This window comes from Achromobacter dolens, assembly GCF_902859745.1.
GTDB classification, from domain to species: domain Bacteria; phylum Pseudomonadota; class Gammaproteobacteria; order Burkholderiales; family Burkholderiaceae_B; genus Achromobacter; species Achromobacter dolens.
This window is the reverse complement of the sequence record NZ_CADIJW010000009.1, coordinates 85,777-109,445: the sequence shown is the minus strand read 5'-3', so window position 1 is coordinate 109,445 and position 23,669 is coordinate 85,777. Positions and strand designations below refer to the sequence as shown.

Here is a 23,669-nt window from a genome sequence, read left to right as displayed (position 1 = left end):
AAGACATCGTAGTTGCCGCCCGGCCTGAAAGAAATTACAAAGATCGCACAGTCACTGTAGGAAAACCTGACATGAGCGAGTTCACCCTGCACGACCTGCAGTGCTTTGACGCGGTGGTGCGGGCCGGCGGCTTCCAGGCCGCCGCCGAGACCCTGCACCGCTCGCACCCGGCGGTATTCGCCGCCGTGGCCAAGCTGGAACACCAATTGGACCTGACGCTGCTGGACCGCAGCGGCTACCGGGTGCGGCCCACCGCCGCGGGGCATTCGTTCCATCTGCGCGCGCAGCGCCTGCTGCGCGAACTGGCCGGCCTGCGCGCCCACGCCGAACAACTGGCGATGGGCCAGGAAAGCGAGTTGAACGTGGTGATTGGCGACTTCTGTCCACGCCCGCTGCTGCTGGGACTGTTGGGCCAGTTCTTCGCGCAATGGCCGGCCACGCGCCTGAACCTGCACTTCGAGGCCGTGACCGGGCCGTGGGAACGGCTGCTGGACGGCGATGCCGACCTGATCCTGCACCGCGTGGAGCCGGGCGAGGCGCGCGTCGAATGCCTGGAACTGGGCAGCGTGCCATTCGTGCCGGTGGCCGCACCCGGCTATCTGCCGTCCGCCCCGCGCGCGTTGCGGCCCGAGCACCTGTGCGACTACACCCAATGCGTCATGCGCGACACCGCCCGCCACACGCCGGCGCGCGATTACTTCATGGTGGAGGGGGCGCGTCAGTGCACCGTGGCCGACCACCTGATGAAGAAGGAGATCATCCTGCAGGGCCTGGGCTGGGGCCACATGCCGCGCTTCCTGGTGGAAGACGAGTTGCGCGATGGCCGTCTGCGGTCGCTGGCCAATCGTCACCTGCCCGGCAGCACCGAGACGTTGGCGGCCGCGCGCCGCGCCGACCGGCCGCAGGGGCCGGTCATGACGCGCTTGTGGGACACGTTGCGCGCGCACGCGCCCGCCATTCGACAGGCTGTGTCGCCGGTAAAAAAGCGCAAGCCCTGATCCCGCATCCGAAAGCCGCTTGCCCTGCCTGTCGCGCAGGTGGCGGCCACGCCGCTCAGTACTTGCCGGTCAGCAGTTCGCCGGCGTCGGGCACGCGCGTTTCCAGGTCCAGCACCTTGAGCATGCGATAGACCGTGGCCGCGGCGGCCGTCACCACCGGCAGGCCCAGGCGGTCCTGCACCGGCTGGATCGACGCCAGCGACGGCATCTGCACGCAGGCCGACAGCACCACCGCGTCGACGCCGCGCGTATCCAGGCGTTCGACATGGCTGGCGGGCGCCAGCGGGTCCTGCGCGCCCACCTTCAGGTTGTCGGCGATCTCCAGCGACAGGCTGTCGTGCACCTCGATGCCTTCGTGTTCGATGTAGTCCACCACCAGCTTGGTCAGCGGCTTCATGTAGGGCGTCAGGATGGCGACCTTGCGCGCGCCGATGGCGTGCAGGCCCTCGACCAGCGCGCCGGCGCTGGAGACGATGGGCGCGGGCGCGCCGTTGTCCACGGTGGCCTGGTGCAGCCGTTCCTGCGAGGCGCGGTGGTAGCCCAGGCCCTGCGCCATGATGGCCACCAGGCAGGCGTAGCCCAGCACGTCGACGCGCGCGTCCGACAGTTCCTGCGCGCAGCGGTCGGATTCGCGGTCCATCGAGGCCAGCTCGGCCGCCGTCACCTGCTTCATGCGCATGCGGCTGGAATGGAAGGTGAAGCGTTCGGGCGCGATGGTCTCGCGCCGGCGCAGCATGGCGGGGATCTCCGTTTCCATGGTGGTGTTGGAACTGGGAACGATCTGGCCGATGCGCAGGACGCGGGGCGACTGGGTCATGGCGGGTCTCCGGTAAGCGTTGTCAGCGCCCGGGAGGGCGCGAGAAGCCGATTCTGCTCGCCGCGAACGATAGTTTCCAATATAGTTTTTGTCTGGTTTCATATCTTTCGCAAATCATTGGCCGCCATGGAAATCCGCCAACTCCGTTATTTCGCCGTGCTGGCCGAAGAACTCAACTTCACCCGCGCCGCTGCCCGGCTGCACATTTCGCAGCCGCCGCTGAGCCTGCAGATCGCCCAGCTCGAGCGCGAGCTGGAGGTCCGGCTGTTCGACCGCACCAACCGGCGGGTGACGCTGACCGAGGCCGGCGCCGCGTTCCTGAACGACGTGCGCGCCACGCTCGCCGGCCTCAAGGACGCCACGGTGCGGGCGCGCGCCGTCGACCAGGGCAGGGCGGGGCGGGTCGAGATCGGCCTGTCCGGCTCGCACTTCCTGGGGCCGGTGCCGGCGCTGATCGCGCGCCATGCGCAGACCCACCCGCAGGTGTCGGTGCTGCTCAATGAAATGAATCCCGCCGCGCAGTTGGACGCGGTGCGCGGCCACCGGATCGACGTCAGCATCTCGCGCACCGCCGTGGACGACGACGAACTGCAATCGCTGGCGCTGTGGCCCGATCCGGTGGTGGCGGCCCTGCCGCCCGGGCACCGCCTGGCCGGGCGCAAGCGCCTGGCGTTGGACGACCTCAGGCAGGACGCTTTCGTGATGCTGCGCACCGAGACCTCGGCCTTCGCCCGCGAGCTGGCCGATACCTGCGCCCGCGCCGGCCTGGCGCAGTCGGTGGCGCAGCGCGTGGCCGAAGTGCCGGCGCAACTGGCGCTGGTGGCGGCCGGGCTGGGCGTGGCCCTGGTGCCGGGCTCGGCGTGCGGCCATTTCGGCGCGCGCATCGCGGTGTGCGCGCTGCCGGCCGCGGTCGGCAGCGGCACGGTCTACGCAGTCACGCGGCGCGACGACGGCAACCGCGCGCTGCAGGCGTTCCTGCGCACGGCGGGACAGATCGCGGCGCGCCCGCCGCGCTGAGACGCGCGCTCTTTTGCGCAGGCGAAGCCGCTCCTCCAGATTCCGGAATAGGCATTTCGCGGCATCGCGGCCACACTCTCCCGCACAAGTTGATTCGCACCAGGATCACGCAGGGAGACAAGCATGCTGCACCCGCAACGCTGGCTGGCCGCCAGCGCGCTGTCGCTCGCCATGGCGGGTCCCGCCCTGGCGGCGTGGCCCGAACGGCCCATCACCCTCATCGTGCCGGCTTCGCCCGGCGGCACCACCGACATCGCGGCGCGCCTGATCGCCGACAAGCTGGCCACGAAGCTGGGCCAGCAGGTCATCGTCGAGAACCGCGCCGGCGCCGCCGGCATCATCGGCGCGCAGACCCTGGCGCGCGCCAAGCCTGACGGCTACACGGTGCTGATGGGCAACATCGGCCCCAACGCCATCAACTACGCGCTCTACAAGACGCTGCCCTACAAGCCGGCCGACTTCGCGCCGGTGACGCTGGTGATTTCCGTGCCCAACGTGCTGGTGGTCAACGAGGCCTCGCCCGCGCACAGCGTGGCCGACCTGCTGGCGCTGGCTCGCAAGGACCCGGGCAAGGTGTCGTTCGGCAGTTCGGGCAGCGGCCAGTCGCCGCACCTGTCGGCCGAGCTGTTCAAGCAGCGCGCCGGCATCGGCGGCACGCACGTGCCCTACAAGGGCGCGGGCCCCGCGGTGGCGGCGCTGCTGGGCCAGCAGTTCTCCTTCATGATCGACAACCTGCCCAGCTCCATGCCCTACATCCAGTCGGGCAAGCTGCGCGCGCTGGCCGTCACCAGCGCGCGGCGCCTGGCGGAATTGCCCGACGTGCCGACGATGGCCGAGGCCGGCGTGCCCGACATGGTGGTCACCGCCTGGTTCGGCCTGGTGGCGCCGGCCGGCACGCCCGCCACCGTCATCGACACGCTCTATGCCGCCACCCGCGACGTGGTGCGCAGCCCCGACATCGCCGAGCGCTTTCGTGCCATGGGCGGGCAGGCCGGCGGCAACACGCCAGCCGAGTTCGCCGCCTTCATCGACCAGGAACGCACGCGCTGGAAACAGATCGTGGACGCCGCGGGCATCGCGCAGGAGCAATAAGTGATCGACAAGATTCAGGCTTGCATGAGGGATGCCGTGGCCGTCATTCCCGACGGCGCCAGCGTGCTGGTGGGGGGCTTCGGCGAGGCCGGCGTGCCGTACGAATTGCTGCACTGCCTGGCCGAGCTGGGCCGGCGCGACCTGACCCTCATCGCGAACAACGCCGGCACCCACGACCGCGGCATCGCCGCGCTGCTCAATCGCCGCCAGGTGCGCAAGATCATCTGCTCGCATCCGCGCCCGCCCAATTCAGAAGCGTTCGCCCGCGCCTTCCGCGCCGGCGAGGTGGAGCTGGAATGCGTGCCGCAGGGCACCCTGGCCGAACGCCTGCGGGCGGCCGGCGCGGGCCTGGGGCCGTTCTACACGCCCACCGGCTACGGCACCGAGCTGGCGCAAGGCCGCCGCCAGGAGGTGATCGACGGCGTCGGCTACGTGCTGGAGCAGCCGCTGCGCGGCGACTACGCACTGATCCGCGCGCACCAGGGCGACCGCTGGGGCAACCTGATGTACCGCCACGCCGCGCGCAATTTCAATCCCGTGATGTGCATGGCCGCCGGCCACGCCATCGCCCAGGTCGACGAGGTCGTGCCGCTGGGCGCCTTCGCGCCCGAGCACATCATGACGCCCGGCCTGTTCGTGAAAACCGTGGTGCGGGTGGAGACCTGACATGCCGACGATCACCCCCATGACCCGCCAGCAGGTCGCGCAACTGCTGGCCGGCGATATCCCCGACGGCTCGGTCGTCAACCTGGGCATTGGCATGCCGACCCTGGTGGGCGACTACCTGCCGCCCGACAAGGACATCCTCTTGCATAGCGAGAACGGCATCACCGGCATGGGGCCGGCCGCGGCTGGAGACGCCATCGATCCGGACCTCATCAACGCCAGCCGCCAGCCCATCACGCTGCTGCCGGGCGCCTCCATCACCGAACACACCGTGTCGTTCGCCATGATGCGCGGCGGCCATCTCGACTACGCCGTGCTCGGCGCCTTCCAGGTCTCGGAACGCGGCGACCTGGCCAACTGGAAGACCGACGCCGCCGACGCCATTCCGGCCGTCGGCGGCGCCATGGACCTGGCGGTCGGCGCGCGCCAGGTGCTGGCCATGATGGAACACCGCGGCCGCGACGGCGCGCCCAAGATCCTGCGCCAATGCCGCTACCCACTGACCGGCGCGCGCGTCGTCACACGTATCTATACCGACCTGGCCGTGATCGACGTTACGCCCGACGGCCTGCGCGTGCACGCCATGCTGCGGGGCGTCAGCGCCGACGATCTGCAGGCCGCCACCGAAGCGCCCTTGCGGTTTACCGACACGCCATCGGTCATCGCGCTCGATGCCGCCGGCGCGCCGCGCTACGTCAGGGGCTGAGGCAACCCACCCTGTCCGAGCCATCCCGGAGTCCGCCATGCACCGTCCCGTCCTAGCCGTCCTGGCAACCGCCAGCCTGTTGTTTGCCGCGGCGACCACCGTCCGCGCACAGCCCGCGGCGGCAGCACCCGCCGGCGCCTATCCCGACAAGCCGATTACGCTGCTGATCCCGTACCCGCCCGGCGGCAGCGCCGACATGCTGGCCCGCCCGCTCGGCGCGGCCTTGCAGAAGAAGTGGAACCAGCCCGTGGTGCTGGAGTACAAGCCGGGCGCCGGCGGCGCCATCGCCTCTTCGCAACTGGCGCGTGCCAAACCGGACGGCTACACCCTGCTGATGGTCCTGGCCGCCCACGCCATCAATCCCAGCCTCTACCCCTCGCTGCCCTACGACACCCGGCGCGACTTCGCCCCGGTCTCGCTGGTCGCGACCCTGCCCATGCTGGTCTCGGCCCCGCTGTCCACCCCCGCCAACAGCATCCCCGAACTCATCGCCTACGCCAGGCAGCATCCCGGCAAGCTCAGCTTCGCCTCCGCCGGCAACGGCAACACCAGCCACCTGGCCGCCGAGATCTTCAAGCACCGCACCGGCGCCGACATGCTGCACGTCCCCTACAAAGGCAGCGGCCCCGCCGTCGTCGCCCTGTTGGGCGGCGAGGTCTCCCTGATGTTCGACAGCATCTCCACCTCGCTGCCCCAGGTCCAGTCCGGCAAGCTCAAGGCCCTGGCCGTCACCGGCGAACACCGCTCCCCCTTGCTGCCCAACGTCCCCACCGTCGCCGAAGCCGTCCCCGGCTTCGTCGTCAACGGCTGGTACGGCATCCTGGCCCCCGCCAACACGCCACCCGCCATCCTCGACACCCTCAGCAGCGCCATCGCCGCCGCCATCAACACCCCCGACCTGAAGGCCCAGCTAAACAGCTACGGCTACGAAACCGTAGGCTCAACCCCCGCCGCCTTCGCCGACCACATCAACAAGGAACTCGACACCTGGAAACAAGCCGTCGAAGTCTCCGGCGCGAAGTTGAACTGAAGCACACGCGAGAGCGTCATCACAAATCGCAAGACACAACGTAAGCCGCAAAAGGCCGCCCGCGCGGCCGCTTTGCGGCGGGCCCCGCAAGACCCTCCCACCCCACACCTAGACGGCAAAAACGCCAAGCAAACAGCCCACCCCAGCAACGGCCGTTAAGTCTCAACGCGAGCGTGTGGCGGGGCAGGCGGGGGAGGGCGGGGCGTGTAGATGCGCCCAAGGGAAACCGAAGGGAGCCGAAGGCGTACGAGGTTGACGCAGGGGCAGTCCGGAGCGAAGGCTCCGGACCGCAATCGTAGCCCCGTCCTCCCCCGCCTGCCCCGCCACACGCGCCTAAAGAACCCCACCGCCCCAATGCAAAAAGAGCCTTCCAATAAAGAAGGCCCTCAAAAAAATACTCACCCAACCGACAACACACAATCCAGCGCCTCAGGCCCATTCAAACGAACCTGAAACACCCTCAACTCATCCCGCCTGAACACATGCACGCTCACGCGATCCCCCACCCGATACTGCCCCAGCAACACTTCGACGCCCGCGGCCCCTTCGACCTTCAAGCCATCGATCGCCACCAGCACATCCCCGGCAGACAACCCGCCCTTATGTCCCGCGCCGCCCTCCAGCACCGTCGCCAGCACCAGTGAATCCCCCTGCTTGCGCGTGCGCACATCCAGCGAAGGAATATTGACCGAGGCTTTCCATTGCAGCTTGACGCCTTGAGCGGCCAGCAGCTCCGCCAGCGGCACATCCGCCGTCCCGTAGGCATGCCGCGCGATGAAGCGCCGCGCATCCACCCCGGTCGCCTCCTTGATCAGCGCCGGCAGGCCATCCTCCGCCAACCCCTGCGCCTTGCCGCGATAGAAATCGCGCCCATACCGCTGCCACAACAGCCGCATCACATCGTCCAGCGAATGCGCGCCCGCAGACTCCTGGCGGATCAGCAGATCCAGCCCCAGCGCCACCAGCGCGCCCTTGGTGTAATAACTCACCAGCGCATTGGGCGAATTCTCGTCCTGCTTGTAATAGCGCGTCCACGCGTCGAACGAACTTTCCGCCACCGACTGCTTGTGCCGCCCCGGCGTGCGCGCCACGCTGGTGATGGTCTTGGCCAGTAGGCGCAGGTAATCGTTCTGCGTGATGACGTTGGAGCGCAGCAGCAGCAGATCGTCGTAGTAGGACGTGAACCCCTCGAACACCCACAACAGCCGCGTCAGGTCCGGCTGTGCCAGGTCGTACGGCACGAACGCCTGCGGCTTGATGCGCTTGACGTTCCAGGTATGGAAATACTCGTGGCTGACCAGCCCCAGGAAGCCGCGATAGCCTTCGCCCTGGCCCTGCTGGCCCAGCACCGGCAGGTCCTTGCGCGCCGTCATCAACGCCGTGCTGGCGCGGTGTTCCAGGCCGCCGTAGCCGTCGCCCGTCACCATCGTCATGAAGACATAGCGGTCGCTGCTGTCCAGGAAGGGCGCGCGCTTGCCGCGCGGTTCGAAAAAGGCGATCTGGGTTTCGCAGATCCTGCGTACGTCGTCGGTGATGCGGGCCAGGTCCAGGTTGGGCGCCACGCCCGTGAACACCAGTTCGTGCTCGGCGCCATGCGCCGTGAAGCTCGCCACCTGCGGCGTGCCCATTTCAACGGGATGATCGATCAGCGCGTCGTAGTCCGGCGCCAGGTACAGGCCGAAGCCATGGCGGCGCGCCGCGCCCGTGTGGCCGCGGGCCTCGGGCAGGCTGGTGTAGACCTTCCAGCCGTCGATGCCGCGCGGCGGCGCCAGGTCCACCAGGCAGGGCAGGTGGTCCTGTCCATGCACGCGCAGGAACACGCTGGTGCCGTTGAAGAAACCGTGGGTTTCGTCCAGGTGCGCGCCGCGCACCGACAGGTCCCAGGCGTAAACCGTGTACTCGACCCGCAGCGGGCCGTCGCAGGGCGCGGCCTGCCAGGTGTGATTGTCTATTTTGTCGACAGCCACGCGGCGATTGCCGCAATGGGCCGTCAGCGACTCGATCTGGCGCGAAAAATCGCGGATCAGGTAGCTGCCCGGAATCCAGGCCGGCAGCGACAGGCGCTGGCCGTCCGGCGAGGGCGCCTGGATGGTTAGGGTTATCCGGTAGCGGTGCCCCGCGGGGTCGTGGGGCGCGAGGCGGTAAAGTATGGGGAAAGCATCGGTTTTTTCCATGCGTATATCTTATTTCATCCCATCCTCTGGAGACAGGTAATGAGCGAGTCGTTTGTGCTGGTCGAAACCCGCGGCCGCGTCGGTCTGCTGACGCTGAACCGCCCCAAGGCGCTCAACGCGCTCAACGATCAACTGATGAACGAGCTCGGGGCGGCGCTGCTGGCTTTCGAGGCGGATGCGGACATCGGCGCGGTCGTCATCACCGGCAGCGAAAAGGCCTTTGCCGCGGGCGCCGACATCGGCGCCATGAAAGACTGGTCGTACATGGATGTGTACGGCAGCGAATACATCACCCGCAACTGGGAAACCCTCAAGCGCATCCGCAAGCCCGTGATCGCCGCGGTCGCCGGCTACGCGCTCGGCGGCGGCTGCGAACTGGCCATGATGTGCGACATCATCATCGCCGCCGACACGGCCAAGTTCGGCCAGCCCGAGATCAAGCTGGGCGTCATTCCCGGCGCCGGCGGCACCCAGCGCCTGCCGCGTGCGGTGGGCAAGGCCAAGGCCATGGACATGGCCCTGACCGCCCGCATGATGGGCGCCGAGGAAGCCGAGCGCGCCGGCCTGGTGTCGCGCGTGGTGCCGGCCGACAAGCTGATGGACGAAGCCCTGGAGGCCGCCACCGTGATCGCCTCGATGTCGCTGCCCTCGGTCATGATGGCCAAGGAATGCGTCAACCGCGCCTTCGAAGGTTCGCTCAACGAAGGCTTGCTGTTCGAGCGCCGCGTCTTCCATTCGCTGTTCGCGACCGAGGACCAGAAGGAAGGCATGGCCGCCTTCACCGAAAAGCGCAAACCGGACTTCAAACACCGTTAAGCCTTGTTACGCCGGCCCGGCTGCGCCGGGGCCGGGTATCCCGGGCGCGTGGCCCCGACGTCCGGCCCTGTTTTCCCGTGCGCGCCCTTTCCGGGCGCGTTTTTCATGCCTGCGCGGTCGGGTTGGCGCGTTGCGCCTTGAAACTTTTGGACAGCACCTTGTTGCAGTGATCGGCCCTATCCTGAAAAGGCGTCACTCTGAAAACGAGATGTCGCGCCAGAGAGGCTTGCCCGAACTGGTAAGCCCCAAGCGCGGCGGCTCGTCTGCAAACAATAGCAACAAGGAGCCTTGCATGCGTACTTCCCCCTTCAACCGCCGGTGGTCAGCCGCCGTGCTCGCGGGCGCCCTCAGCGCCTGCTTCATGACCGCTACGCAAGCGCAATCGCCGCAGCCGACGCTGCGGCTGGTATCGGAAACGCCGTATCCCGCCGCCAACGCGCCCGCGCCGCAGATGAGCGCGCAGGAACTGCGCGACATCGCGATCGACGCCTATGTCTACGCCTATCCGATGGTGGTGATGGAGCTGGCGCGCCGCAAGGCCACCGCGGTGCAGTCGCCGCTCGAAGGCAAGGCGCCCGTCAACCAGTTCGGCCACAAGGCCGCCTTCCCCGATCCGCGCGCCGCCGACACGCCCTGGCCCAGCGCCGACGCGCTGTATTCGAGCCTGTGGTTCGATGTCTCGCGCGCACCGCTGATCGTGCGCCTGCCCGACACCGGCAACCGCTACACCGTGCTCTCGGCGCTGGATATGTGGAGCGACGTGTTCGCCTCGCGCGGCACGCGCACCAATGGCCAGGGCGCGCAATCGTTCGCCATCGTCGGTCCCCATTGGGACGGTGTGCCGCCGCCGGGCGTGGACGTGATCCGCAGCCCCACCTCGACCGGCTGGCTGATCGGCTGGACCCAGACCGGCGGTCCGCAGGACTACGCCGCGGTCAACCAGATCCAGGCCAACATGTCGGCCAGCCCCATGGTGACGCCGGTGGCGCCGGCGCCCGGCCGCCATCGCGGTCCTGGCAGCGCCACGCCGTATCCGCAGACAGGTCCGGGCGTAGGCACGGCCCCGATCGGCAGCGACGTGCCGATGCCAATGTCCACCCCGGTGACGGTGGGCGAGGGCACGCCGGCCGAGCAGGCCGCGGGCCTGGATGCGGCGTCGTTCTTCACGCTGTTCTTCGACGTCATGCGCAACAATCCGCCGCATGCCAACGACACGCCGATTCTGGACCGCATGCGCCGCATCGGTCTGGACGCCCGCCAACCGTTCTCGTATGGCCGCTTGAGTCCTGCGGTGCAACAGGCGCTGACCGAGGCGCAGCCGCTGGCCGGCCGCCGCATCGCCGATGGCGTGTCGCGCCTGGCCACGCCGATGAACGGCTGGAACACCGTGCTCACCGGCATCGGCACCTATGGCACCGACTACACGCGCCGCGCCGCCATCGCCTATGCCGGCCTGGGCGCGCCGACCGCCGAGGACGTGCTTTATCCGGTCACGGTGGCCGACAGCAAGGGTCGCCCGCTCAACTCGAACGAGGACTACGTGCTGCATTTCGAGAAGGGCCAGTTGCCGCCGGCCAACGCCTTCTGGTCGCTGCATGTCTATAACGACAAGCACGGCTTCGCCGACAACCCGGCCAACCGCTATGCGCTGCGCAGCACCGACGGCCTGAAGTACAACGCCGATGGCTCCCTGGACATCTACATCCAGCGCCGCGATCCGGGCGAGCGCAAGCGCGCCAACTGGTTGGCGACGCCCGCCGCCGACGGCCAGTTCCTGCTGAGCATGCGCCTGTACTGGCCGCAGGATGTCGCGCTCGACGGGCAGTGGGCGCCGCCGCCGGTCAAGCGCGACTGACCGATCCGACGCGGCGCGGCTTTCGCCGCCGAGACGCGAACAACGGCCCCGCGAGGGGCCGTTTTTATTTGCCCGCCCGAGGTCCGCGCGACCCTTGGCGCATGCAAGGGCGCTCCGATTTCGCGTCCCCAATTTTTCACGCCGCGGGCGGCTCGGCGGATGCTGTTGCCGCCTTACAAACCGCCGAAAGTTCATTTGCTCGGGTAAAAAGAATCACGCTATACTCTGCGGGTTTGACGCTTGCGGGATAAGAACACATGGCAGGGATTTCGCCAGGGTTCTGACAGGGGCAAGGCTTGCGGTATGAGGCTTTAAGCGGGGAAGTTTGATGCAGCAGAACACAGTGCGGCACGAACCTGCGCGCGGTTGGGATGAGAAAACCCGGGATGCATCCTGTGGGTTGAATCAGCCCCTTGCGCAACAGGGCGAGGCACGCCAGGTTCTGGCGGATCAGGATCCGGTGGACCGGGTGCTGGTTCTCAGCGACGCGGACCGCGCGGCGCTGAATGCGCAGGCTGGCCGCGGACTCTTGTTGGCACTGGCGGCGCAAGGCGCCATGGGGCTCGCAGCAGCAGTAATAGCGGGGTTTGTCGGAGGGGCGGCGGCAGGTTGGTCGGCGCTGGCGGGGGCAGGAGCGTATTTCATACCCAATGCGTTGTTCGCATTGCGCCTGGCTGTCAGTGTTCGGGCCGGTAAGGCCAGTCCCTTTACCTTTCTCTCTGGTGAGTTGATCAAGTTGTTCGCAACGGCGTTGCTGTTGTGGCTGCTTTCGCGTGTGGCGCAGGACAGTCTCGTCTGGCCCGCCGCGCTGCTGGGCTTGATACTCACGCTGAAGGGATATCTCCTGCTTTTGATGTTCCGCAAGTTGTCATAGCGCGCCGGGTAGGTAACGGCAAACGGAATCGTGGAATCGTCCGGCTCGCAAGGGCTCGGGCATACAGCAAATAGGGTAGGATTCAAATGGCTGCTGCCAGCGACGTGTCGCCTCAGTCCGCTTATATTCAGCACCACCTGGTGCACCTGAACAATACGGGCGAAAAACAGACTGCAATTGCTCAGTTTGACATCATCAACTACGACTCGTTGTTCTGGTCCGGCCTGACGGGCCTGATCGTCATCTTCTTCCTGTGGCGCGCCGCCCGCCGTGCGACCGCCGGCGTTCCGGGCCGCTTCCAGGCCTTCGTGGAAATGATCGTCGACATGGTCGACGACCAGGCCAAGGGCATCGTCCACAATGCCAAGAGCCGCCTCTTCATCGCTCCGCTCGCCCTCACCGTGTTCCTCTGGATCATCCTGATGAACGCGCTGGACCTGCTGCCCGTCGACCTGATGCCGTCGATCTGGCGCCTGACCGGCCTGGGCGCGCACCACGGCGACCCCCTCTACTACCACCGCGTGCTGCCGACCGCCGACCTGAACGTGCCGATGGGCATGTCGCTGGGCGTGCTGCTGCTGATGTTCTACTACGGCATCAAGATCAAGCACCCGGGCGGCTTCGTCAAGGAACTGTTCACCGCGCCGTTCCATGCGCATGGCCTGGGCGCGCTCGTCCTGGCCCCGTTCAACCTGCTGCTGAACCTGATCGAATACGCCGCCAAGTCCGTGTCGCTGGGCATGCGGTTGTTCGGCAACATGTTCGCCGGCGAATTGATTTTCATGCTGATCGCCCTCTTGGGCGGTGCCTGGACCGGTTTCAACGGCGCCAGCATCGGCTTGGGAATCGGCCACGTGCTGGCCGGCTCGATCTGGGCCATCTTCCACATCCTGATCGTGTTGCTCCAGGCCTTCATCTTCATGATGCTGACCCTGGTGTACCTCGGCCAGGCGCACGAAGGCCACTGATCCCCCGAATTTCCGGCGTCGGCCTCCGGGCCGGCGCTGGATAGCAAGATCCTCTTGCATTGAGCAGTACCCCAATCTTTTATTTTTTTGACTTCAGATTTCTAACCAAGGAGTTGTCATGACCAACGTCGCTTTCGTTGCTCTCGCTTGCGGTCTTATCATCGGTCTGGGCGCTATCGGCGCTTGCATCGGCATCGCACTGATGGGCGGCAAATACCTGGAAGCTTCGGCTCGTCAGCCTGAACTGATGAACGCTCTGCAAACCAAGATGTTCCTGCTGGCTGGCCTGATCGACGCGGCATTCCTGATCGGCGTGGGTATCGCCATGCTGTTCGCCTTCGCCAACCCGTTCGTCGGCTAAGGCACGCCCGCCGGCGAAAAGGCGGGTCATGACGCTGGCGGCGATGCGGGCCTGAGCCCCGTCGCCGACCGGCAAAGTATCGAGTGCTCCGCGTTGCCCGTCCCGGGCGCCGTCGGAGCCGCAAGGTGTTAAAGGAACGACCGTGAATCTGAACGCGACGATCATTTTCCAGATGCTCGTGTTCTTCGTTCTGGGCTGGTTCACGATGAAATTCGTGTGGCCTCCTCTGACGAAGGCGATGGACGAGCGCCGCCAAAAAATCGCCGACGGCCTTGCCGCCGCGGAGAAGGGCAAGGCCGATCTGGCCCAGGCCCAGGCGCGTGTCAGTCTGATCGAGGCTTCTGCCAAGTCCGAAAACCACGCCCGCATCATCGAGGCCGAGAAGCAAGCCGCCTCCCTGATCGAGCAGGCCCGCCGTGAAGCGGAAGCCGAGCGTGCCCGCATCGTGGCGCAAGCTGCACAGGATGCCGCGCAGGAAGTCCAGCGCGCCCGTGATTCGCTGCGCGACGACGTCGCCGCGCTGGCCGTCAAGGGTGCTGAACAGATCCTCAAGCGCGAGGTTGACGCCCGCGCCCACGCCGAGCTGCTGAACCAGCTCCGCGCGCAGCTTTAATCCGGGACCGTCATGGCTGAACTTTCCACTGTTGCCAGGCCCTACGCCGAAGCCTTGTTCGCCGCCGCGCGCGACGACAAGGCCGGCCTGCAGGCTTGGGCCGACCTGGTCAGCGAGCTGTCGCAGGTCGCCTCCAACCCCGACGTGCGCGAGGCCATGGCCGATCCGCGTCTGGGCGACAAGCAGCGCGTCGAGCTGTTTACCGGCCTGGTGAAGGCCGAACTGCCCCAGGCCGCCCGCAATTTCATCGAGCTGCTGGTCGAAAACGACCGGTTGCTGCTGCTGCCCGAGATCGCCACGCAATTCGTGGTGCTGCGGAACCGTCACGACGGCACGGCGCAGGCGGAAATCACCAGCGCGTTCGAGCTGAGCGACGCCCAGGTCCAAGAACTGGTCGTTGCCCTCGAGAAGAAATTCGGCCTGAAGCTCAAGCCCGTCGTCACCGTCGACCAGTCGTTGATCGGCGGCGTGCGCGTGGCCGTCGGGGACCAGGTGCTCGATACTTCCGTACAAGCCCAATTGGCCCGCATGCGCGATACGCTCGCCGCTTAAAGGCAGCACTAACAGGATTCCAGGAGTCAATATGCAACTCAATCCCTCCGAGATCAGCGAACTGCTCAAGAGCCGCATCGAGGGCCTGGGCGCTTCGGCTGATGTCCGTACTCAGGGCACCGTCGTGTCCGTGACCGACGGTATTACCCGCATCCACGGCCTGTCCGACGTGATGCAGGGCGAAATGCTCGAATTCCCCAACAACGTCTTCGGTCTGGCGCTCAACCTCGAGCGTGATTCCGTCGGCGCCGTTATTCTCGGTGACTACACCGGCGTGTCCGAAGGCGACGCGGTCAAGACGACCGGCCGCATTCTGGAAGTGCCGGTCGGCCCCGAGCTGAAAGGCCGCGTGGTCAACACGCTGGGCGAGCCGATCGACGGCAAGGGCCCCGTGAACGCCAAGGCCACCGACATCATCGAAAAAGTGGCCCCCGGCGTTATCGCCCGCCGCTCGGTGTCGCAGCCGCTGCAAACCGGCATCAAGGCTATCGACTCGATGGTTCCCATCGGCCGCGGCCAGCGCGAACTGATCATTGGCGACCGCCAGACCGGCAAGACCGCCGTGGCCGTCGACACCATCATCAGCCAGAAGGGCAAGGGCGTCACCTGCGTGTACGTCGCCATCGGCCAGAAGGCTTCGACGATCAACAACGTGGTGCGCAAGCTGGAAGAGCACGGCGCGATGGAATACACCATCGTCGTGGCCGCCTCGGCTTCGGACTCCGCCGCCATGCAGTACCTGGCCGCCTACGCCGGCTGCACGATGGGCGAATACTTCCGCGATCGCGGCGAAGACGCCCTGATCGTCTATGACGACCTGACCAAGCAAGCCTGGGCCTACCGCCAGGTCTCGCTGCTGCTGCGCCGTCCGCCGGGCCGCGAAGCCTACCCGGGCGACGTGTTCTACCTGCACTCGCGCCTGCTCGAGCGTGCCGCTCGCGTGAACGAAGACTACGTCGAGAAGTTCACCGGTGGCGCCGTCAAGGGCAAGACCGGCTCGCTGACCGCGCTGCCGATCATCGAAACCCAGGCGGGCGACGTGTCGGCCTTCGTTCCGACCAACGTGATCTCGATCACCGACGGCCAGATCTTCCTGGAAACCGACCTGTTCAACGCCGGTGTGCGTCCCGCCATCAACGCCGGTATCTCGGTGTCGCGCGTGGGCGGTGCCGCCCAGACCAAGGTCGTCAAGAAGCTGTCCGGCGGTATCCGTACCGACCTGGCGCAGTACCGTGAACTGGCCGCCTTCGCGCAGTTCGCCTCGGACCTGGACGACGCCACCCGTCGCCAGCTCGAGCGTGGCAAGCGCGTGGTCGAACTGCTCAAGCAGCCGCAATACCAGCCGCTGCAAGTGTGGGAACTGGCCGTCACGCTGTACACGGTCAACAACGGCTACCTGGATGACGTGGACGTGGCCCAGGTGCTGTCGTTCGAAAAGGCGCTGAAGGACCAGCTCAAGGCCAAGCACGCGGCCCTGATCCAGCGCGTCGAAGACACCAAGGAACTGTCCAAGGATGACGAAAGCGAACTCGCCGCCGCCATCCAGGAATTCAAGAAGCACGGTGCTTTTTAAGAAAGTGATGGGTTAGGCGCGCAAGCGCCTCACCCATCCTTATCGGATGGTTGAGGCGCAAGCGACAACCCATCGGCCAGTCTTCACAGGAAAGCGCAATGCCCGGAATTAAGGAAATCCGAACCAAGATCAAGAGCGTGCAAAACACGCGCAAGATCACCAAGGCGATGGAAATGGTCGCCGCATCCAAGATGCGCAAGGCGCAGGAGCGGATGCGCGCGGGCCGTCCGTACGCCACCAAGGTGCGCGAGATCGCCGCGCACCTGATGCAGGCCAATCCCGAGTACAGCCACCCGTACCTGGTCGAGCGCGAAATCAAGGCGGTCGGCGTGGTCATGGTGACGACGGACAAGGGTCTGTGCGGCGGCTTGAACACCAACATCACCCGCGTGGTGTTGACGAAGCTGAAAGAGTTCGAGAAGAACGGCATCGCCGTTCAGGCGACCGCTTTCGGCAACAAGGGCGTGGGCGTGCTGTCCCGTATCGGCGCCAAGCTGGTTTCCCAGGAAGTGCAACTGGGCGACAAGCCGCAACTGGATCGCCTGCTGGGCGCGATCAAGGTGCAGCTCGACGCCTACCTGGAAGGCCGCATCGACGCGCTGTACGTGGCTTCGACCCGCTTCGTCAACACGATGAAGCAGGAGCCGCTGTTCCTGCGTCTGCTGCCCCTGGCCAGCGGTTTGGAAGATCCGTACCAGACGGGCGCCGAAAGCCTGGCCAAGACTTCGGAAGTGAAATCGGATTACAGCTGGGATTACATCTACGAACCCGACGCTCGTAGCGTGATCGACGACCTGCTGCAGCGTTACGTGGAAGGCCTGCTGTACCAAGCCGTGGCCGAGAACATGGCTTCGGAGCAGTCGGCCCGGATGGTCGCCATGAAGGCGGCGTCGGACAACGCCAAGAAGGTCATCGGCGATCTGCAACTGGTCTACAACAAGACCCGCCAGGCCGCGATCACCAAGGAAATTTCGGAAATCGTAGGGGGCGCTGCCGCCGTCTGAGGCAGGCAGCATCCCGTCAAAAGCTATCAAGCAAGGAATCGACATGAGCAACGGAACCATCGTTCAGTGCATCGGCGCCGTGGTGGATATTCAGTTCCCCCGCGATCACATGCCCAAGATCTACGAAGCGCTTACTCTGGTCGACGAGGGTTCCTCGTTCGCCGAAAAGGGTCTGACGCTGGAAGTGCAGCAACAGCTGGGTGACGGCGTGGTGCGTACCATCGCCCTGGGCTCCAGCGACGGCCTGCGCCGCGGCATGAAGGTCGCCGGCACCGGCGCCCCGATCTCGGTGCCGGTCGGCACCGGCACGCTCGGCCGCATCATGGACGTGCTGGGCCGCCCGATCGACGAAGCTGGCGAAATCCAGCACGACGAAAAGCGTGGCATCCACCAACCGGCTCCCCGTTTCGACGAGTTGTCGCCGTCGGTGGAACTGCTGGAAACCGGCATCAAGGTTATTGACCTGGTGTGCCCGTTCGCCAAGGGCGGCAAGGTCGGCCTGTTCGGCGGCGCCGGCGTGGGCAAGACCGTCAACATGATGGAACTGATCAACAACATCGCCAAGCAGCACAGCGGCTTGTCGGTGTTCGCCGGCGTGGGTGAGCGCACCCGTGAAGGCAACGACTTCTACCACGAAATGGAAGAGTCGAACGTTCTGGACAAGGTCGCCATGGTGTTCGGTCAGATGAACGAACCCCCGGGCAACCGTCTGCGCGTGGCGCTGACCGGCCTGACGATGGCCGAGAAGTTCCGCGACGAAGGCCGCGACATCCTGTTCTTCGTGGACAACATCTACCGCTACACCCTGGCCGGTACCGAAGTGTCGGCACTGCTGGGCCGTATGCCGTCGGCGGTGGGCTACCAGCCCACGCTGGCCGAAGAAATGGGCAAGCTGCAAGAGCGCATCACGTCCACCAAGACCGGCTCGATCACCTCGATCCAGGCCGTGTACGTGCCCGCTGACGACTTGACCGACCCGTCGCCCGCTACCACCTTCCAGCACTTGGACTCGACCGTCGTGCTGTCGCGTGACATCGCCGCCCTGGGTATCTACCCGGCCGTGGATCCGCTGGATTCGTCCAGCCGCCAGCTCGACCCGCAAGTCGTCGGCGAAGAGCACTACGCCGTGGCCCGTGGCGTGCAGCAGACGCTGCAGCGCTACAAGGAACTGCGCGACATCATCGCGATTCTGGGCATGGACGAACTGTCGCCGGAAGACAAGCAGGCCGTGGCCCGCGCCCGTAAGATCCAGCGTTTCCTGTCGCAGCCGTTCCACGTGGCCGAAGTGTTCACCGGTTCGCCCGGCAAGTACGTGCCGCTGGCCGAAACCATCCGTGGTTTCAAGATGATCGTGAACGGCGAGTGCGATGCGCTGCCGGAACAGGCCTTCTACATGGTCGGCTCGATCGACGAGGCCTTCGAGAAGGCCAAGAAACTGCAATAAGGAACCGATATGGCTACCCTGCATGTGGATGTCGTCAGCGCAGAGGAAGCGATCTTCTCCGGTGAGGCGAAGTTCGTGGTGCTGCCTGGCGAGGCGGGTGAGCTGGGCATCCTGCCCGGTCACACCCCGCTGATTTCGCGCATACGCCCCGGGACGGTCAAGATCGTTCGTGCCGACCAAGGCGAGGAAAACATCTTCGTCGCCGGGGGCATCCTGGAAGTGCAGCCGGGCAGCGTGACGGTCCTGGCCGACACGGCCATCCGTGCCGCCGACCTGGACGAGGCCCGTGCCCTGGAAGCGCGCAAGCGCGCCGAAGAGGCCCTGGCCAACGCCAAGGACAAGGCCGACATCGCGGTTGTCGAAGCCGAGCTGGCGATGCTGGCGGCGCAAGCCGTCGCCGCGCGCAAGCTGCGTCAAGGCGGTCGCTCGCACTGAGCGCACGACCTGCCGGGGTTCGCCCCGGATCCGGAAAAAGCGGCCCTGGGCCGCTTTTTTCATGCCCGCCTTTCGTGCTCGTTCGGCGGCGGCTTCCCTCGGTCGACCGCAGTCCCGCTTGCGCTCACTACGAATGGCCGGGCGTGTTCTGCAACGGTAGCCTGCAATCTTTGGAACACAAGCCAGGAGGGATTGCATGCGAGAAGCCATGGATTGCGGGGTGCTGCTCGCCCCGGGCCACGAAATCACCATGGGCCACTGGGTCGCGCGCGACCAGCCCCGGCTGGCGCGGGTGCGCCTGCACCTGGTGCCATTGCGCACGCCCGGTGGCGCGTCGGGCGGCCCCGACATCCATGCGCTGGCGGGGTTGGCCGTCGGTCTGCGGCGCTACGATCACTGCATCCTGCCGGTCGCGCCGGCATCGCTGGCCTGGACCCGCATGTCGCTGCAGCAGGCCGCCGGCGCGCTGGCCACGCCCATCCTGCTGTTCGTGCACGACATGACCGCGCCCGCCATCGAGGATCTGCTGCGGTTGGGCGCATCGGATTTCCTGGCCGCGCCATATTGCCTCGAAAGCCTGCGCGTGCGGTTGGGGCGGCTGGCCCGGCGCTCGCCCCTGTTGGCCGAGGGCTTGCGGGAACCCGAGGCGGCGTATGCCGCGGGCGGTGCGCTGTCGGCCGGCAAGCCATGCACCCGGCCGCCAGTGCCGCGGCAGGTGTTGCAGCAGGGGCTGGCGGGGTTGCGTTACCAACCCCGCCGCGACACCCAGGAGGCCTTCCGGCAGGCCAAGGCGCGGGTGGTTGATGGGTTCGAGTCCGACTACATCCGCCTGGCGCTGTCGCGTCATCATGGCAACGTGGCGCGCGCCGCGCGCGCTTCCAGCAAGCATCGGCGGGCGTTCTGGGCGCTGATGCGCAAGCACGGCATCGATGCCGCGCCGTATCGGCGCCAGGCCGCGATGCAGGCCGAAGGGGTTGGCGACGCCGGCTGAATTTGCCCGGTTTGCGCGCCGGCAAATGCCGTCCGCGCCGCCGCCATGCCCTGTCAGCTTGGGGCAGTAAAATCACGGCTTCCGATCATCGAGGATAGTCGTGTCTGCTTCCGTCTTGAAGAACGATGTGTTCTTGCGCGCGCTGTTGCGCGAGCCCGTGCCCTACACCCCGATCTGGCTGATGCGCCAGGCGGGCCGCTACCTGCCCGAATACCGCCAGACGCGGGCCCGGGCCGGTTCCTTCATGGGCCTGGCTCAGAACCCGGACTACGCCTCGGAAGTCACGCTGCAGCCGCTGGAGCGTTTCGATCTGGACGCGGCCATCCTGTTCTCGGACATCCTGACCGTGCCACACGCCATGGGCCTGGGCCTGGACTTTGCCGAAGGCGAGGGCCCGCGCTTCGCCCGGCCGGTGCGCACCGAGGAAGACGTGGCGCGCCTGGCCGTGCCCGACATGGACAGGCTGCGCTATGTGTTCGATGCCGTCAGCACGATCCGCCGCGACCTGGACGGCAAGGTGCCACTGATCGGCTTTGCGGGCAGCCCCTGGACCATCGCCTGCTACATGGTCGAAGGGCAGGGCAGCGATGACTATCGCCTGATCAAGACCATGCTGTATGCGCGGCCCGACCTGCTGCATCGAATCCTGGAAATCAACGCCGAGGCGACGCTTCAGTACCTGAACGCACAGATCGCCGCGGGCGCGCAGGCCGTGATGTTGTTCGACAGTTGGGGCGGCGTGCTGGCCGACGGCCTGTTCCAGCAGTTTTCGCTGGCCTACACCCGCAAGGTCGTGGCCGGCCTGACCCGTGAACACGAAGGCCGCCGCGTGCCCGCCATCGTTTTCACCAAGGGCGGCGGCCAGTGGCTCGAGGACATCGCCGCTTGCGGCTGCGACGCCGTCGGCCTGGACTGGACGGTGGACCTGGCCGCGGCGCGGCGCCGCACCGGCGATTCGGTCGCGTTCCAGGGCAACCTCGATCCCATGGCGCTGTTTGGCGGCGCCGAGGCCATCCGCGCCGAAGCGCGCCGCGTGCTCGACGCCTTCGGCCCGGTGGGCAAGGGCGGCCATGTCTTCAATCTCGGCCATGGCATTTCGCGCTTCACGCCGCCCGAAGCGGTAGCCGAATTGGTCGACGAAGTCCACCGTCACAGCCGTTCGCTCAGAGGGTAAGTGAGTGAACGCTTCGGCCCGCAGGGCCGGACATCGAGGCCCCCCGAGCGCAGTTGTGCACAGCAAGATCAGACTCGGGGAAAACCCTCTGGAAGCTATTTTACAATCTTGGAAGTTTGCTTAAGTCGATGTTTTTAATGGAATAAAATGGGTTTTCAACAGGGTTGCAAGAGTTGATGCAATCTTGCCTTATTCCAATTTCTGACGTTGCTCTCGCCTTTTCCCCAAAGTTATCCACAGACGGGGCTGGAATCCCGGCAGGGATTGCGGCGACAATCCTCTCTGGTCCGGGCGCCGGCCCGGTCCGCTCTTCCAGCCACCGTCATCGCGCCTTTCGGGCCAGTTCCGTTCATGTTCCGTTCCCTTCTCCATGTCTGAAGACTTCGCGCTGGTCGAATCCATGCCGGCCGCGCCTGCGGTGGTCTGCTGGGTGCGCGTTGCGCTAGACGTGCCGCTGCCCGGCCCGTTCGACTACCGGCACCACGAACCCGTCGGGGCGGGCCTGCGGGTGATCGTGCCGTTCGGGCGCCGCAAGTTGATCGGCGTGGTGGTGGACAACCCGGCAGAGCCGTCCTATGAGCCGAAGCAGATCAAGCCGATCGAGGAAGTGCTGCGCGACCTGCCTCCCTTTGACGAGGCCTGGCTGCGCCTGGCGCGTTTCGCCGCCGAGTATTACCAGCGGCCGTTGGGCGAGGTGATGCTGCCGACGTTGCCGCCGCCGCTGCGCAAGCCGACCGCCTATCAGGGCAAGCGCTCGGCCGGCGGCCCGGTGGCGCGGCTGGACGGACGCAAGCGCAAGGCGGTCCGCAACCCGGCCGAGGCCGACCAGCCCCCCGAACTGAACGATGCGCAGCGCGAGGCCGTGGACACCATCGCCGGACTCACCAAGTTCAAGCCGGTGCTGCTGTACGGCGTGACCGGCAGCGGCAAGACCGAGGTCTACCTGCGCGCCGCCGAGAAAGTGCTGGCCGCCGGCCGCCAGGTGCTGCTGCTGGTGCCGGAAATCAACCTGACGCCGCAACTGGAGGGCGCGTTGCGCGCCCGCCTGGAAGGCCTGGTCGGGCCGGACGGCCTGGCGGTGCTGCACAGCGGCCTGTCCGATGGCGAGCGCTTGCAGGCCTGGGCACGGGCGCAGCGTGGTCAGGCGCGCATGCTGCTGGGCACGCGCATGGCGATCTTCGCGCCCATGAGCGAGCTGGGCCTCATCGTGGTGGACGAAGAACACGACGCCTCGTACAAGCAGCAGGACGGCCTGCGCTATTCCGCGCGCGATCTGGCGGTGTGGCGCGCGCACGACCTGGACATCCCGGTGGTGCTGGGCTCGGCCACGCCGTCGCTGGAGACCTGGCAGCATGCCGAGCGTGGCCGCTACCTGCGGCTGGCGCTGCCGGCGCGCGCCCGCGCCAGTTCGCTGCCGGCCATGAAGCTGGTGGACACGCGCCGCCTGCAGATGAAGCACGGCATGTCGCCACAGTTGCTGGAGGCCCTTGGCGAACGGCTGGCACGCAAGGAACAGTCGCTGATCTTCCTGAACCGCCGCGGCTACGCGCCGGTGCTGCATTGCCAGTCCTGCGGCTGGGTCAGCAACTGCCCGCGCTGCACCGCGTTCACGGTGCTGCACCGCGCCGCCGGCCGCGGCCATCGCCTGCAATGCCACCACTGCGGCTACCAGGCGCCGGTGCCGCACGCGTGCCCGGAGTGCGGCGACCAGGACCTGGCGCCGATGGGCCGTGGCACGCAGCGGGTCGAGGAACACCTGGCCGAACTGTTCCCCGAGGCGCGCATCCTGCGCATCGACGCCGACAGCACCCGCAAGAAGGGCAGCGCCGAGGCCCTGTTCGCGTCGGTGCACGCGGGCGAGGTCGACATCCTGGTCGGCACGCAGATGGTGTCCAAGGGCCACGACTTCGCGCGGCTCGGACTGGTCGGCGTGCTCAATCCCGATTCGGCGCTGTTCGCGCACGACTTCCGCGCGCCCGAACGGCTGTTCGCCCAATTGATGCAGGTGGCCGGCCGCGCCGGCCGCCACCAGGGCAACGGCCAGGTCATCATCCAGACCGGCTACCCCGAGCAGCCGGTGTACCAGGCGCTGCTGCGCCATGACTACGCGGGCTTCGCGCGCCATGCGCTGCAGGAACGCGAAAGCACCGGCCTGCCGCCGTTCGCCTACCAGGCGCTGTTGACGGCCGAGGCGCGCGAGCTGGCGGTGGCGCAGGCGTTCCTGCAACAGGCGCGCGCGCTGCCCGAAGGCGAGTGGGCCGCCGACTTCCCGGGGCTGGACGCGATCATGCTGTACGACCCGGTGCCGCTGCGCGTGGTGCGGGTGGCCAACATCGAGCGCGCCCAGTTGCTGGTGGAAAGCACCAGCCGTCCGGCGCTGCAGGCTTTCCTGGCGTCGTGGTCGCACCACCTGCCGTACCTGGCCAACGAGGCCCGGGTGCGCTGGCAGTTGGAGGTTGACCCGCTGGAAATCTGACAGGCGCCGCGCATTCGTCCGTTTACTCTATGT

22 protein-coding genes are annotated in these 23,669 nt (G+C 66.8%); 20 read left to right on the top strand and 2 right to left on the bottom strand.

Features of this window, described 5'->3' with window-relative positions; all coding sequences use genetic code 11:
• Positions 1–71 precede the first annotated feature (71 nt).
• Entirely contained in the window at positions 72–998 is a 927-nt protein-coding gene (locus tag HV783_RS09945; RefSeq protein WP_175189062.1) for a LysR family transcriptional regulator, read from the top strand.
• Positions 999–1,053: 55 nt separating this feature from the next.
• Here HV783_RS09945 and HV783_RS09940 read toward each other — a convergent pair whose 3' ends face one another.
• Positions 1,054–1,815 (bottom strand): maleate cis-trans isomerase family protein, encoded by a 762-nt coding sequence (locus HV783_RS09940; RefSeq protein WP_049070818.1) that lies wholly within the window; start codon positions 1,813–1,815, stop codon positions 1,054–1,056.
• A gap of 126 nt (positions 1,816–1,941) precedes the next feature.
• Between HV783_RS09940 and HV783_RS09935 the strand changes: the two genes are divergently transcribed.
• The 5 genes from HV783_RS09935 (at position 1,942) to HV783_RS09915 (ending at position 6,326) form a co-directional block, all read left to right on the top strand.
• Positions 1,942–2,832, top strand: a complete 891-nt coding sequence (locus tag HV783_RS09935; protein ID WP_175143697.1) for a LysR substrate-binding domain-containing protein — start codon at positions 1,942–1,944, stop codon at positions 2,830–2,832.
• A gap of 123 nt (positions 2,833–2,955) precedes the next feature.
• Positions 2,956–3,924, top strand: coding sequence for a Bug family tripartite tricarboxylate transporter substrate binding protein (locus HV783_RS09930; protein WP_175189061.1), 969 nt, complete (start codon positions 2,956–2,958; stop codon positions 3,922–3,924).
• Entirely contained in the window at positions 3,925–4,590 is a 666-nt protein-coding gene (locus tag HV783_RS09925) for a 3-oxoacid CoA-transferase subunit A (protein WP_064525946.1), read from the top strand.
• A gap of 1 nt (position 4,591) precedes the next feature.
• The gene (locus HV783_RS09920) at positions 4,592–5,296 is read left to right on the top strand and encodes a 3-oxoacid CoA-transferase subunit B (RefSeq protein WP_054503616.1); all 705 of its coding nucleotides are present in this window, start codon (positions 4,592–4,594) and stop codon (positions 5,294–5,296) included.
• Positions 5,297–5,333: 37 nt separating this feature from the next.
• Positions 5,334–6,326: a tripartite tricarboxylate transporter substrate binding protein gene (locus HV783_RS09915; RefSeq protein ID WP_175189060.1), complete on the top strand. Its 993-nt coding sequence runs from the start codon at positions 5,334–5,336 to the stop codon at positions 6,324–6,326.
• A gap of 398 nt (positions 6,327–6,724) precedes the next feature.
• Here HV783_RS09915 and HV783_RS09910 read toward each other — a convergent pair whose 3' ends face one another.
• Positions 6,725–8,500, bottom strand: coding sequence for a M61 family metallopeptidase (locus HV783_RS09910; RefSeq protein WP_144656704.1), 1,776 nt, complete (start codon positions 8,498–8,500; stop codon positions 6,725–6,727).
• Between the two features lie 39 nt (positions 8,501–8,539).
• Between HV783_RS09910 and HV783_RS09905 the strand changes: the two genes are divergently transcribed.
• From HV783_RS09905 to HV783_RS09840, 14 genes are all read left to right on the top strand, one after another.
• On the top strand, positions 8,540–9,316 hold the full coding sequence (locus HV783_RS09905; protein ID WP_049070829.1) for an enoyl-CoA hydratase: 777 nt from the start codon (positions 8,540–8,542) through the stop codon (positions 9,314–9,316).
• A 292-nt stretch (positions 9,317–9,608) separates the two neighbouring features.
• The gene (locus HV783_RS09900; RefSeq protein WP_054503613.1) at positions 9,609–11,171 is read left to right on the top strand and encodes a DUF1254 domain-containing protein; all 1,563 of its coding nucleotides are present in this window, start codon (positions 9,609–9,611) and stop codon (positions 11,169–11,171) included.
• Positions 11,172–11,631: 460 nt separating this feature from the next.
• Positions 11,632–12,045: an ATP synthase subunit I gene (locus HV783_RS09895; RefSeq protein ID WP_054503772.1), complete on the top strand. Its 414-nt coding sequence runs from the start codon at positions 11,632–11,634 to the stop codon at positions 12,043–12,045.
• Positions 12,046–12,131: 86 nt separating this feature from the next.
• Positions 12,132–13,013 (top strand): F0F1 ATP synthase subunit A, encoded by an 882-nt coding sequence (gene atpB, locus HV783_RS09890; RefSeq protein ID WP_006386764.1) that lies wholly within the window; start codon positions 12,132–12,134, stop codon positions 13,011–13,013.
• A 118-nt stretch (positions 13,014–13,131) separates the two neighbouring features.
• A complete protein-coding gene (atpE, locus tag HV783_RS09885) occupies positions 13,132–13,374 on the top strand; it encodes a F0F1 ATP synthase subunit C (protein WP_003815363.1) in 243 nt (80 codons plus the stop codon).
• A gap of 142 nt (positions 13,375–13,516) precedes the next feature.
• A complete protein-coding gene (locus HV783_RS09880; protein ID WP_006227275.1) occupies positions 13,517–13,987 on the top strand; it encodes a F0F1 ATP synthase subunit B in 471 nt (156 codons plus the stop codon).
• Positions 13,988–13,999: 12 nt separating this feature from the next.
• The gene (locus HV783_RS09875) at positions 14,000–14,539 is read left to right on the top strand and encodes a F0F1 ATP synthase subunit delta (protein ID WP_049070834.1); all 540 of its coding nucleotides are present in this window, start codon (positions 14,000–14,002) and stop codon (positions 14,537–14,539) included.
• A gap of 31 nt (positions 14,540–14,570) precedes the next feature.
• Positions 14,571–16,112, top strand: coding sequence for a F0F1 ATP synthase subunit alpha (atpA, locus tag HV783_RS09870; protein ID WP_049070835.1), 1,542 nt, complete (start codon positions 14,571–14,573; stop codon positions 16,110–16,112).
• Positions 16,113–16,210: 98 nt separating this feature from the next.
• On the top strand, positions 16,211–17,116 hold the full coding sequence (atpG, locus tag HV783_RS09865) for a F0F1 ATP synthase subunit gamma (RefSeq protein ID WP_049070836.1): 906 nt from the start codon (positions 16,211–16,213) through the stop codon (positions 17,114–17,116).
• 43 nt (positions 17,117–17,159) lie between these two features.
• Positions 17,160–18,560, top strand: a complete 1,401-nt coding sequence (gene atpD / locus HV783_RS09860) for a F0F1 ATP synthase subunit beta (protein WP_006386768.1) — start codon at positions 17,160–17,162, stop codon at positions 18,558–18,560.
• A 9-nt stretch (positions 18,561–18,569) separates the two neighbouring features.
• Positions 18,570–18,995, top strand: coding sequence for a F0F1 ATP synthase subunit epsilon (locus tag HV783_RS09855; RefSeq protein ID WP_049070837.1), 426 nt, complete (start codon positions 18,570–18,572; stop codon positions 18,993–18,995).
• A gap of 196 nt (positions 18,996–19,191) precedes the next feature.
• On the top strand, positions 19,192–19,986 hold the full coding sequence (locus HV783_RS09850; protein WP_155755621.1) for a hypothetical protein: 795 nt from the start codon (positions 19,192–19,194) through the stop codon (positions 19,984–19,986).
• A gap of 100 nt (positions 19,987–20,086) precedes the next feature.
• The gene (hemE, locus tag HV783_RS09845) at positions 20,087–21,160 is read left to right on the top strand and encodes a uroporphyrinogen decarboxylase (protein ID WP_116793186.1); all 1,074 of its coding nucleotides are present in this window, start codon (positions 20,087–20,089) and stop codon (positions 21,158–21,160) included.
• 370 nt (positions 21,161–21,530) lie between these two features.
• Complete coding sequence (locus HV783_RS09840; protein ID WP_054503611.1) at positions 21,531–23,636, top strand: primosomal protein N'; 2,106 nt, start codon at positions 21,531–21,533, stop codon at positions 23,634–23,636.
• The last annotated feature ends 33 nt before the right edge of the window (positions 23,637–23,669 follow it).